The sequence below is a fragment of the Gemella sp. zg-570 genome (assembly GCF_018866345.1).
Taxonomy (GTDB): Bacteria; Bacillota; Bacilli; order Staphylococcales; family Gemellaceae; genus Gemelliphila.
On record NZ_CP076443.1, the window covers coordinates 1,133,618 to 1,145,978 of the forward strand.

Consider the following 12,361-nt stretch of genomic DNA (forward strand, 5'->3'; position numbering starts at 1 on the left):
AAAATAATATTTATAATTTTTCATTTTTAAATTGAACCTGTTAGTTTTTTCTCTAATATATTTCTTAAATGTTCACAAACTCTAGTAAAGTGTGTAATTAAATCAATATAAACTACCCCAGCTGGAATATCACATTCTCCTGCTTTCATACGGTTAGTATGTCCCTTACGGGCAGATTTTTCTAATGAATAAACCTTATCACAAATTGCTAAAGCCTCACTTGCTACTATATTATTATTTTCTTCCAAACTTTTTACAGTAAGTTCAAGCATTCTTACTGATTGTTCATACATTTCTTGAACTTCTTTTTTTGCAGTATCTGAAAAATTTATATTTTTTCTGATTTGATAATTTACAGATTCAACTATATCTTTGGCATGGTCTCCTATTCTTTCTATGTCACGTGTACTATCTAGTAAATTAGAGGCTTCTGTACCTTCTTTTGGACTTAATTTTTCCCTGAATAATAGGGTTAAATAATTTGTCATTTCCTCATCAATAGAATTAATAGCTTCTTCATAAGTATTACCTTTCTCATTAAGTTTTGCATCTCTACTAAAGAAATATTTAACCGAATTTTCTAAACTTTTTCTTGATAGTAATAACATATCAACAAACTCTTTTTTTACTTGCCCTAATGCTACTGTAGGTGCACTTGTTATTAAAGTTTTTTCAAGAAGTAGAGGTTTATATTTTATAACTTCATCTTCACCAGGTATAAGTTTAGTTACCGTAGTAGCTAATAACCAAATGAAAGGAAATTGCAAAATTGTATTAAATATGTTAAAGGTACCATGAGCAAAAGCTATTGATAATTTAGGATTTAGACCTAAAGCGTTTTGTACATAATTAATAAAAGCTGTATATGGAGCTAATAAAACAAGACAAATAATAGTCCCAATAACATTAAATAGTACATGAGATGCCGCAACACGCTTTGCTGCTAAATTAGAACCAATGACTGCAAGAACTGCTGTAATTGTAGTACCAATATTATCTCCAAACAAAACAGGTAAAGCCGCGTCTAATGGTATAGAGTTATCAGCATATAAATTTTGTAATATAGCTATTGTCGTTGATGATGATTGAATAATAATAGTTAATATAGTACCTACTAATACTCCATAAAATGCACTATCACCAATCCAGTTAAAAACATCTATAAACCATGACATTTCTTTCATTGGCTTCATTGCACTAGACATCAATTTCAAAGCATAAAAAATCCCACCAAAACCAAATAAAATACGACCAAAACTATTAATCATTTTATTTCGTGTGAAAAATAAAAGGGCTGCTCCTAAAAAAATAATTGGTAATGAATATTTAGAAATATTAAAACCAATAATAAATGAAGTTACTGTTGTCCCAATATTAGCCCCCATAACAATACCAATAGCCTGTTTTAATTTAAGAAGCCCTGCTGAAACCAAACTTACCGTAATTACCGTTGTTCCAGAACTTGATTGAATTAATATTGTTACAAAAATACCTGCTAAAACTCCTCTAAATGGTGTGGATGTGTATCTGTCTAAGACATTACGTATCTTGTCTCCAGCAACTAATTGAAGTCCATCCCCCATATATTTAATGCTGAATAAAAATAGACCTAAACCTCCAAAGAAAGTAAATAAAATTTCTTGCCATATAGATGACATAAATTGTCCTCCTAAATTATAAATATGTATTTATCATTGATAAATACTCTTAAATTATATCAAATATAAATTTCAAAAACAACCATATACAAAACTATAATTCAAAATATTTATAAAGTTTAAAAATTTTTATTTAGAATAAATTTTTTTAATAAAATTATTTGGATAAAATTTAATTTTAAAATAATTTATTTTTAATTTTAACTTCTTCTACTAGATTTTAAATTTTAAATATTTCTCACTGAGTGTTTTAAAAAATAATTTAAAATATAAAATTTTACTTGTATTAGCAAATTTTTATTTTTATCTAACCGTATAATTTTACAAATAAAAAAAGACACTTTAAAAGTGTCTTTCTATAAGGTGGATACCGGATTTGAACCGGTGATCAAGGTTTTGCAGACCCATGCCTTACCACTTGGCTAATCCACCAGCATATAAATTCTAAATGGGGCGGCTGACGGGAATCGAACCCGCGTATGTCGGAACCACAATCCGATGCGTTAACCACTTCGCCACAGCCGCCATGTCTTAGAACATATATATTATATATTTTTTGTTTTATCTTGTCAATAGTTTATAATATTTTTACACCGAGTGCCTGCAAATACTCTTTTAGCGTCTTATTTACAAGCTCTTTGTTACTTGCAGTTGCTTCTAAATCAACCCTTATTTCTATATCTTTATGGTAGCTCTGCGTTAAAACTATATTGCTTAAAACACAAATATTAGAAACTAAGCCGCAAAATTCTACTTCCTTATATTGACTTTTAGAAATATACTTAGCCAAGTCTATACTCCCAAAACTTTCTTTTTCAAAAATTCTTTTTGCTTGATTTAAATATTGATTTATATGACCATGTACCTGATGACCCTCTGTATCTTTTTTACAATGCTCAACAGGAATATGTTTTCCTTCTCTAGTCTCAAAATAATCTTCTTTATGAGTGTCTAATGTAAATATTATATCTTGATTTTTTTCTAAATAATCTTTTATTTTATTTTCTATTACTGCTTCTATTTTTTCAGCTTCTGAAAATCCTAAACTACCGTCGACAAAATCTTTTTGGTAATCAACAACTACCAATAATTTTTCACTTGTTTTATTTTTAATATTGTATTTAATAAATATAAATAGAGTTAAGACAAAAATTATTGCAGATGAAATTATTAAAGATTCATCAAGCATTCTAATATTTCTATAATTTATTAATATTAAAATATTTACAATAATAATTAGCAATAAAAATGTAATTATAAATTTTAATTTAGCTTTTAATTCTAAGAAAAATTCTTTTTTACCTAGTTTCTTGTACAAAATATATATTAATAAACCTGTTGCTACTAAAAGAACTAATATTATACCGTATCTATGCAATAAAAAGAATACATGCTTCCAACTTGGACCCAATATATAACCCATAGTTATAAAAGTAAATACCCAGAGAATACCACCAAAAGTTGAATAAATATGAAATTTTTTAGCATCAATTCTTGAAATACCAGAAAAATAACCCAGTATATGTCTAACTCCTGGCAGATAATAAGCAATAATTATTACAATATTTCCATACTTATTAAAAAATTTATTGGCTTCTGTCATTCTTGACTTGGTTAAACCGATATAAGAACCGTACTTGTCAATAGCCTTTGTACCTAATCTTCTTCCTATTTCATAAGATAACTGCATACCTATAATAGTTCCCAAGGAGCCAGAAATTATCATAAATAAATAATTTGCGTGTCCGTAATAACCCATAACTCCAGCTAGAACCATCATTGTTTCTCCTGGTATAGGCAGAGCAACAAATTCTAATATTAATGAAACAAATAATATTAAATAAACATGTTCTGTTAATAATCTAAATAATGTTTCTTCCATTAATTTGTTACACCTCTCCAAAGAATTTTACTGTCTTTAAAAATTAAAATATTAACTTATTATATAATATTTAAAATTCAAAAGCAACCTTACTTGTTTACTAAAAATAGCTAAGCAAAATTTAAAAATTAATTTTTACTTTCTAAGTTATTTTATCTAATCAATTATAAATATACTTTAAATAAAAATATTCGAGCTTTATTAAGTAAAATTAAAAAAATTTATTTTTAGAAATCAAGCTGATAAAAAAACAAAAAATATTTAGCGTGAATTTTTTATCCACGCCAAATATTCTTATTATAAATTATTTAAACTAAGTATTCTTTCTTTCACAGTGTTAAACTGTTCTTGATACATAATTTGTTTTTCTTTTTCTTTATTCACCACAGCTTCTGGTGCAGATGAAACAAATTTTTCATTAGATAATTTTTTATTTACTAAATCTAATTCTTTTTGTAATTTTTCTAGTTCTTTTTCTAAACGTTCTTTTTCTTTGTCAATATCTATTAAGTCTGCTAGAGAAACATAAATTTCTAAATTAGGGAGTATTCTACTAATATCTGTTTCTAGTATATTTATTTCTTTTTCGATAATCAATTCACTCGGTTTAGCAAATTTTTCTAAATATACACTACCACTTAGTAAAATATCTTTTATTTCCTCGTTCAAATATTTAATTTTAATAGGTATTTCTCTTGACATTGGTGCATTAACTTCACTTCGTATGTTACGAACTGCTGTTATTAAATCTTGAATTAACTGCATATCTGCTTTTTCTTTTTCAAATATTAATTCTTCTTTTACTTCTGCAAATTGTGAAGTTACGATACTTTCTCCAGTATGTGGTATGTGCTGCCAAATTTCTTCAGTAACAAATGGCATAAATGGATGCAACATTTTTAAAGACGCATCTAAAACATAGACTAAAACAGATTTCGTAGTATTTTTAACTTTTTCATCTTGACTATTTAATGATATTTTTGCAATTTCTATATACCAAGAACAAAATTCTTCCCAGATGAAATTATACAAGATACGTGATGCTTCTCCAAATTCATATTTTTCAAATAATCTTTCGTAATCACTTATTGTGTGTGCTAATTTAGTTAAAATATATTTATCAGCTAAAGTTTTTTCTCTACTTAAATCTATATCTTCATATTTAAAATCTTCTAAATTCATAATAACAAAACGTGAAGCATTCCAAATTTTGTTGATATAGTTCCAAGAAGCCTCTATTTTTTCAGTAGAATATCTCAAGTCTTGACCAGGTGTAGAATTTGTTGCTAAGAAATAACGCAGACTATCAGCTCCATATTTTTCAATAACTTCCATTGGGTCAACTCCGTTGCCCAAAGATTTAGACATTTTTCGTCCTTGTTCATCACGTACCAAACCATGAATTAAAGTATCTTTAAAAGGTCTTTTACCTGTGAAATCTAAGCCTTGGAAAATCATACGAGAAACCCAGAAAAATATAATATCATAACCAGTAACTAAGCAATCAGTTGGATAGTAACGTTTAAAATCTTCAGCTTCTTCATTAGGCCAATCAAGAGTTGAAAAAGGCCAAAGGGCAGATGAAAACCAAGTATCTAAAACATCTTCATCTTGTGTATAATTTTCTATATCTTTTGGAGAAGTTAAACCGACATAAACTTCTCCAGTTTCATTATGGTACCAAGCTGGTATTCTGTGTCCCCACCAAAGTTGACGAGATATACACCAGTCTTGAATATTTTCCATCCAGTTTGCAAAAGTTCCTTCAAAACGATTTGGATAAAAATTTACTTTTGTATTTTCATTTTTTTGATTTTCTAAAGCCTTATCTGCCAAATATTTCATGGCAACAAACCATTGTTTCGATAGATAAGGTTCAACTACTGCTCCAGAACGTTCTGAATGACCAACAGAATGAATATGTTTTTCAATTTTAAAACATATCCCGCTTTCTTGTAAGTCAGCTATAAGTTGCTTACGGCAACTAAATCTATCTAAGCCCGCATATTTATCTGCATGTTCATTCATTACAGCTGATTCGTCCATAACTATTATACGCTCTAAGTTATGACGATTGCCAACTTCAAAATCATTAGGGTCGTGGGCTGGTGTAATTTTTACAACACCACTTCCAAAATCCATTTCTACATATTCATCTGCTATTACTGGTATTTCTTTATTAGTAACTGGTAGTAAAACAGTTTTACCTATATATTTTTGATAACGTTCATCTTTGGGGTGAACTGCTACTGCCGTATCTCCAAATAAAGTCTCAGGACGAGTTGTCGCTATTTCTAAATAATCTCCAGAACCATCAGCTAGAAAATATTTTAAATGGTAAAAAGCTCCTTCTACGTCCTTATAAATTACCTCTATATTTGACAAGGCAGTTCTTTGCATAGGGTCCCAGTTAATTATTCTTTCTCCTCTATATATTATTCCCCTATTGTAGTGGTCAACAAATATTTTTGTAACTGCCTTATTTAAACCTTCATCAAGAGTAAATCTTTCACGAGAATAATCAAGTCCAAGACCCAATTTCGCCCACTGCTCACGAATGTAGCTGGCATATTCTTCTTTCCACTCCCAAGCTTTTTCTAAAAATTTTTCACGTCCTAAGTCATGACGTAAAATTCCTGATTTTCTTAATTTTTCCTCAACCTTTGCTTGTGTAGAAATTCCTGCATGGTCCATACCCGGTAAGTACAAAACATCAAAACCTTTTAATCTTTTGTAACGAGTTAGCATATCTTGCAAAGTCGTATCCCAAGCATGACCTATGTGTAATTTACCTGTTACGTTGGGTGGTGGAATAACTATTGTGTATGGATTTTTTTTGCTTTTATTATTAGCCTTAAAAACTTCTTTTTCTAGCCACCAAGAATAACGATTTTTTTCTATTTCTTGGGGATTATATTTTGTTGACATCTCTGACATAATAATTCTCCTTTATTTTAATTTCATTTTTAAAGTTTCTACTACTTCGGATATTTTGATTAATTCATCTATAAAATATTCAAAATTATCTTCCATATCATTTTTTCTTTTATTTATTATTTCTTCATAATCTATTTTTAATAATTCACATAATTCCCTACCTGTCATTATGTGTTCTTCATCGAAAACTCCCTTAAATCCTGATTTTATAACATCTTTATTTTCTTGGTTAAAACTGCATATATAATAATCTGTTGCAAAAGGTATTTTTGCTCCAAACTTCATTGAAAATTCTTCTAAATTTTCTTTTTCTGCCCTAGATTTTTTAGTATCAAAAGCATCACCATCTTTTAGTTCTATAACTTTACAAATTCTATTATTTTCTACTATAAATATCAATAAATCTGGTTCTTTATCTCTAAGTGGAGCTGAATATTTTTTAGATTTTTTAAAAACTTTTTTAGTACATAAATATACGCCATTATCTATACTAGAAATAATCGCTTGCTCTATAAAATAATCTATATCTTCTATTTTGTTAGATTTATCTACTATAATTCTTTCTAATTCAGTTCCATTGGAGATAACTGTCGCCTGTACTTTTGATATTAATTTTCCTAATTCTTCATTTCCCAAAGTTCTAGTATAACCCGAATTACCGTCTGTTCGTCCTTTTGCATTTCTAATTTTCATTTGTTTCATCTCCATAAATTATATCACAACCTAAAAAATTTCTATTAGTATCCTTACAAGCAGTAAAAACAGAATATCCACCAGCTGCAAAATCTCCTACAATATCATTTTCTTCCGTTGTTGCAAGTATTAAATTTTTTTGTAATTCTATTGGTTTAGAGTGAGCATGACTTTTTATTATTTTTTCTTCCCATACATCTGGTATATTATGTAATTTCCAAGTTGATTTAGCTTTTTTAGGTTCTTTTTGGATAACAATTAAATATTCACTTCTTCTTCTTGAGCGATATCCCATACCTATTTTTTTCTTATCCCAAGTTATCATATCTACTGTATGTAATTTCTTAACATTTAAAAACCATTTTTTTATTCCTTCGACTAAATGAAATTTATCAACCCATAAAAATAAATAACCGTTAGGTAGTAAGACTCTATCTATATTTATTATAAATTTTTCAATTATATCATCAGTCATCTGAGGTAATTCAGAACGAACTTTCCCTCTACTAACACCTTCATTTCCATAAGACATTTTATCTAAAATCCCCCTGTACTGAGGGTCAAAAAAAATTATTTTTAAAGTTTCATCTTCTACTAATTCTAACAAATCTAATCCATTCATTTTATTTTTTTTATTTAAAAATTTTTCCTTATTGAATGATTTAATTTTTTCTACATCATCAAAAATTTCATTCATAAAAATACATTTCCCCTTTCCTAAATATTTTATAAATAAAAAAACTTAGTAAACTACTGTTCACTAAGTTTTATATATATTATCTTTTTTTTGGTAACCTAGCAAATTATCCAAAAGGACGAATTACTCCGTGGTACCACCTTTTTTCTAACGCATAAGTTAGCTCTCTATTAGATTATCGCTCTAACACGTCCAAGACTACTGCAAATTTCATCTAAGATGCTCACCGTCTACTTCAAAGTTTGCTTAGGAGAAATCTCTCAACCACCAATTTCTTTTCTGTATCCTAGGTACGCAAAACTCCTACTTATCGGCTCATCGCATTTTATATTTTTAAAATACTTTATTATAATATCATAATTATTATTTTAATTCAAGAATAATAAATTAAATTTCTACTTGCATACCTATCTTCGAATTTTTTGCTTTTTCTAAAATAAGTTCTGCCACAACTAAATCTAATACTGCACTGCCTACTGTTTTAAAAAGTGTAATTTCATTTTGTGATTTTCTTCCTGAAATTTTTTTATTAATTAATTCTCCAAGCTCTCCAGTAAATTTTATAACTACTTTTTCTGAATTTACGGCACCTATAGCTTCCTTTAAAAATTTGTCAGAGGCTGCTATTTCAAATTTACCTACTTGACTTTCTATTTCACCGCTAGTCAAACCTGGCATATAAAGAGTTTGACCTTTATATTTTTTATTATTTATATTTCTTCTATAGGTATATTAGCAACATTTTAATACATAGACAAGGCTTTTTTGCAAGTATAAGTAGCTTCTTTCATAGTAAAACATTGTTTCATATCTTCTACTGTCAGGCTTAACATGTTTTTTCTATTTACTAATTCTATAATATTAAACCTCTATGTCCTAAGTCAATAAAGTTTATTGTTTTAATGATCTTCTTTTTCTTGAAAATGTTTTGTTGTTTGTATTTTCCTTATAGAAAAAGAACTAGAAATCAATCTAGTTCTTTTTATTTTTTTATTTTTGTTGTCTTCTTGCTAGTAGTATTGTTCCTACTAACATAAATAGGCCTATTCCTATAGAGCTTGTGTTTTCTAGTCCTGTTTTTGTTAGTTTTTTGGCTTTTGTTTGGGCTTTTTTGTCTGCTTTTTGTTTTTCTTTATTTGTTGTTTTTTCTTCTTTGTTTGTTTCTTCTTTTTTGTTTGTTTTTTCTGCTTGTTTCATTTTTTCTTGGGCTGCTATTACAAATTTGCTAAAGTGGTTTGTTTGGAATGTTATTTCTCCTTGGTTGTTTTTTGATGCTAGTTCTTCTAGGTCTCCACTGTCTTTTAGGTGGTATACTTTTACTTCTTTGTCTGCATATTCTGTTATTACTATTTTTACTGTTCTTTGTCCATTTAGTTTTGTTTCTTGCCCTTCTTTATATATGCTTAGATCGTAGATTTTTATATCGTTTGTTGCTAGTTTTTCTTTTACTTGGTCTGTTAGTTTTTTGTCTTCTATTTGTTCTGTTCTTAGTTCATAGCCTTCTCCTATTTTTTCTTTGAAGTCTACTGTTATTTCTTTGTTTTTTAGTTGGGCTTTTACTTCTGTGTCTTTTTCTTCTTTGTTTTTATTTTCTTCTTGTCTTTTTTGGCTTTCTAGGTAGGCTTTTAGGGCTCTTTCGTATTTGCCTTCTATCTTGTCTAGTTTTTCTTGTAGTTTGTCTAGTTCTTGTTTTTCTTTGTTGTATTTTGCTTGGGCTTGTTTTTCTTTTTCTTGGGCTTGTTTTTGTGTTGCTTGGGCTTTTGTTAGTATTTCTTGGGCGTTTTTTAGTTTTTCTACATAGTTTTGTTTTTCTTGTATTAGTTTAGTTATTTCTTCTATTTGTTTTTGTGTTTTTGCTACTTCTGTTTTTGCTTTTTCTAGCTCTTTTGCTTTCTTTGCTTCTTCTTTTTTCTTTGTTTCTAGTTGGGTTTGGGCTGTTTCTAATAGTTGTTTTTCTAAGTCTAAAACTTGCTTAGCCTTTTCTAAAGCCTCATTTTTACTTCTTGTATTTTCATCTATATTATCATATTTTTCTTTTGCTTTAAGTAAGATTTTTTTAGCTTGTTCAGCTTCTTCTACTGCTTTTTCTACTTCTGCATGGGCTTGCGGTGTTCTTTCTGGCTCATTTGTAGCCTCTTCAAAAACTTTTTTAGCTTTTACTTTTGCTTCATAACCTTTTTCGTATAATTCTTCTATAAATTTTTTAGCAATTTCTGCCTGTTCTACTTTTGATTTTGCTTCTGCAGTATTTTGGTTACCATATTGAGACATTATTTCCTTATATTTATCTGTAAGTATTTTTTTATCTTTCTCAACATGTTTTAAAGCTACATCCTTAGCATCAAAATCCACTTGGGCTTTCTTTATTTTTTCTGGTCTTTCTCTATCAAATTCTTTTGCTTTTTCTAGGTTTTGTGCAGCCTCGACTATTTTCGATTCTGCTTTTTGCACATTTTTATTGGCTTCATTATAATTAATTATTGTTTGACTAGGATTTGCATTGTCTAAATCTCTTTGGGCTTTTTCTGCATCCTTTTGAGCCACAGCTACATCAGCCTTTTTTATTTCTACTAATTTTTCTTTATCTGCTGATATTTCTTTTTGCTTGTCTAATGCTTCTTGTTTTTTTGTTTCTTCTGCTTGTTTTTTTGTTAATTGTTTTTGTGCTACTTGCTTTTCTTGTTCTTTAGCTATTACTTCTTGTTTTGTTTTGTCTATATTTTCAGGTTTTGACTCTTCTTTTAACTTGCTTGCTTCTTCTAATTCCCTATTAGCTTTATCAAGTTCTTCTTTAGTCTTATCATATTCTTCTTTGGCCCTATTTGTTTTTTCTGCTTGTTTATTATAGTCTTCTTGTGCTTGATTGTTTTCTGCCTCTAGTTTATTTACTTCTTCTCTAGTTGGCACTGTATTTTCTTGTGCCTTTTCTTCTGACAAATTATCTTGTGCGTTTACTTGGTTAGTAATTGCCACCCCAGTTGTTAATACAGTAGCAAATACTACTGGCAGCAATCTTTTTCCTATTTTCCTTAGTGTGTATTTTTTCATAATCGTTCTCCCTATATGTTTATATTTTTATTCCTAATTTTATCATAGCATTTTTTATGGTTTTTTGCAAATGTTTTTATAACTATTTTTTAACTTAAAATTTATTGCTATTTTTAAAAAACAAAGATATAAAACTTTTTAGCAAACATAAACTGATTAATATATTATTAAATTCAAATAGTATTTTTTATATTTTATTTACTTTTCTAATAAATCTTGTTTTTATTACTTGACTTGTTTTTATGAAATTAGTTTATTCAGTACTTACTTTTTATTTCTTAAAACTTTCTAAATATAATTTTCACAAAAATAAAAAATATTTAGTGTGGATTACACTAAATTCTATATACAAAAATAAAACACCACATTGTATTTCAATGTGGTGTTTTATTTAACGTAATATTAACGTTTTGAAAATTGTGGGGCACGACGTGCACCTTTAAGACCATATTTTTTACGTTCTTTCATACGAGGGTCACGAGTTAGTAAACCAGCTGGTTTTAAATCTTTACGATATTCTGGGTTTACTTCCAACAAAGCACGAGCTACTCCGTGACGAATTGCTTGAGCTTGACCTGTATATCCTCCACCATGAACGTTAACTAATACGTCATAGTTTCCTGTAGTTGATGTTTTTTCAAATGGTTGCATTAAATCTAATACTAAAGATTCTAATGGTAAGTATTCACGCATTTCTCTATCGTTGATAGTTACTTTCCCAGTTCCTGGTACTAATCTTACACGTGCTACTGAACTTTTACGGCGTCCTGTACCGCGGTATTCTACTTGTGCCATATTAATATTTTCCTCCTAATTATCCACGTAATTCATATTTTTCTGGTTTTTGTGCTGCATGCGGATGTTCTGCTCCACGATAAACGTGAAGTTTCATTCCTTGTGCTCTACCCAAAGTATTTTTTGGTAGCATACCTTTAATAGATAATTCTAAAAGTTCTTCTGGATATTTTTCTAACATAATACCAGCAGTTCTTTCTTTTAATCCACCTGGGTGCATTGTGTGGCGACGGTAAATTTTATCAGTTAATTTTCTACCAGTTAACACAACTTTTTCAGCATTGATAATTATAACATTATCTCCAGTATCAATATGAGGTGTATAAGTAGGTTTATGTTTACCTCTAAGTATTGATGCAACTTCTGATGATAAACGACCTAAAGTTTGTCCTTCAGCATCTATAACATACCATTTTTTTTCTACAGTTGATGGCTTAGCCATATAAGTTTGACGCATGTCAATTCCTCCTAAGATGTTGTTTTTAATCTGTCGTAACGACTAAGTTTTCCGGGGCTTACTCGTGAAGATATATAAACAATATCACTAGTTATGATACATTATTTAATAGTAAATGTCAACAAAGAAAGTTAGATATTTTAAGTATTTTCAAGAATTTATTTTTTTATTCAAAATTAATTTAAAAGATTAAA

General features: G+C 28.7%; 9 protein-coding genes, 2 tRNA genes and 1 other annotated feature. All 11 genes read right to left on the reverse strand.

Features of this window, described 5'->3' with window-relative positions:
• Positions 1-26: 26 nt before the first annotated feature.
• The 11 genes from KMP11_RS05710 to rplM all read right to left on the reverse strand — a co-directional run bounded on the left by KMP11_RS05710 (position 27) and on the right by rplM (position 12,167).
• A complete protein-coding gene (locus tag KMP11_RS05710; protein ID WP_216279680.1) occupies positions 27-1,658 on the reverse strand; it encodes a Na/Pi cotransporter family protein in 1,632 nt (543 codons plus the stop codon).
• Positions 1,659-2,019: 361 nt separating this feature from the next.
• Positions 2,020-2,090: transfer RNA gene (locus tag KMP11_RS05715), tRNA-Cys, on the reverse strand.
• Between the two features lie 17 nt (positions 2,091-2,107).
• Positions 2,108-2,183: transfer RNA gene (locus KMP11_RS05720), tRNA-His, on the reverse strand.
• A 52-nt stretch (positions 2,184-2,235) separates the two neighbouring features.
• Positions 2,236-3,540 (reverse strand): isochorismatase family protein, encoded by a 1,305-nt coding sequence (locus KMP11_RS05725; RefSeq protein WP_215755695.1) that lies wholly within the window; start codon positions 3,538-3,540, stop codon positions 2,236-2,238.
• A gap of 297 nt (positions 3,541-3,837) precedes the next feature.
• Entirely contained in the window at positions 3,838-6,477 is a 2,640-nt protein-coding gene (locus KMP11_RS05730; protein WP_216279681.1) for a valine--tRNA ligase, read from the reverse strand.
• 12 nt (positions 6,478-6,489) lie between these two features.
• Complete coding sequence (locus KMP11_RS05735) at positions 6,490-7,170, reverse strand: hypothetical protein (protein WP_216279682.1); 681 nt, start codon at positions 7,168-7,170, stop codon at positions 6,490-6,492.
• Entirely contained in the window at positions 7,160-7,867 is a 708-nt protein-coding gene (locus tag KMP11_RS05740; RefSeq protein WP_215755692.1) for a DNA methyltransferase, read from the reverse strand. The genes KMP11_RS05735 and KMP11_RS05740 overlap by 11 nt, the downstream gene beginning before the upstream one ends.
• A gap of 111 nt (positions 7,868-7,978) precedes the next feature.
• Positions 7,979-8,195 (reverse strand) — a binding site (T-box leader).
• A gap of 59 nt (positions 8,196-8,254) precedes the next feature.
• The gene (locus tag KMP11_RS05745; RefSeq protein ID WP_216279683.1) at positions 8,255-8,545 is read right to left on the reverse strand and encodes a hypothetical protein; all 291 of its coding nucleotides are present in this window, start codon (positions 8,543-8,545) and stop codon (positions 8,255-8,257) included.
• Positions 8,546-8,857: 312 nt separating this feature from the next.
• Positions 8,858-10,915, reverse strand: coding sequence for a hypothetical protein (locus KMP11_RS05750; RefSeq protein WP_216279684.1), 2,058 nt, complete (start codon positions 10,913-10,915; stop codon positions 8,858-8,860).
• 402 nt (positions 10,916-11,317) lie between these two features.
• Complete coding sequence (rpsI, locus tag KMP11_RS05755; RefSeq protein WP_215756574.1) at positions 11,318-11,710, reverse strand: 30S ribosomal protein S9; 393 nt, start codon at positions 11,708-11,710, stop codon at positions 11,318-11,320.
• A 19-nt stretch (positions 11,711-11,729) separates the two neighbouring features.
• Entirely contained in the window at positions 11,730-12,167 is a 438-nt protein-coding gene (rplM, locus tag KMP11_RS05760; protein ID WP_215756575.1) for a 50S ribosomal protein L13, read from the reverse strand.
• Positions 12,168-12,361: the final 194 nt, after the last annotated feature.

Excerpts from the sequence above, each read along its gene's own strand:
- rpsI (WP_215756574.1), bottom strand. The coding sequence starts at position 11,710 with ATGGCACAAGTAGAATACCGCGGTACAGGACGCCGTAAAAGTTCAGTA.
- KMP11_RS05710 (WP_216279680.1), bottom strand. The coding sequence starts at position 1,658 with ATGTCATCTATATGGCAAGAAATTTTATTTACTTTCTTTGGAGGTTTA.
- KMP11_RS05725 (WP_215755695.1), bottom strand. The coding sequence starts at position 3,540 with ATGGAAGAAACATTATTTAGATTATTAACAGAACATGTTTATTTAATA.
- KMP11_RS05730 (WP_216279681.1), bottom strand. The coding sequence starts at position 6,477 with ATGTCAGAGATGTCAACAAAATATAATCCCCAAGAAATAGAAAAAAAT.
- KMP11_RS05745 (WP_216279683.1), bottom strand. The coding sequence starts at position 8,545 with ATGCCAGGTTTGACTAGCGGTGAAATAGAAAGTCAAGTAGGTAAATTT.
- KMP11_RS05735 (WP_216279682.1), bottom strand. The coding sequence starts at position 7,170 with ATGAAAATTAGAAATGCAAAAGGACGAACAGACGGTAATTCGGGTTAT.
- KMP11_RS05750 (WP_216279684.1), bottom strand. The coding sequence starts at position 10,915 with ATGAAAAAATACACACTAAGGAAAATAGGAAAAAGATTGCTGCCAGTA.
- KMP11_RS05740 (WP_215755692.1), bottom strand. The coding sequence starts at position 7,867 with ATGAATGAAATTTTTGATGATGTAGAAAAAATTAAATCATTCAATAAG.
- rplM (WP_215756575.1), bottom strand. The coding sequence starts at position 12,167 with ATGCGTCAAACTTATATGGCTAAGCCATCAACTGTAGAAAAAAAATGG.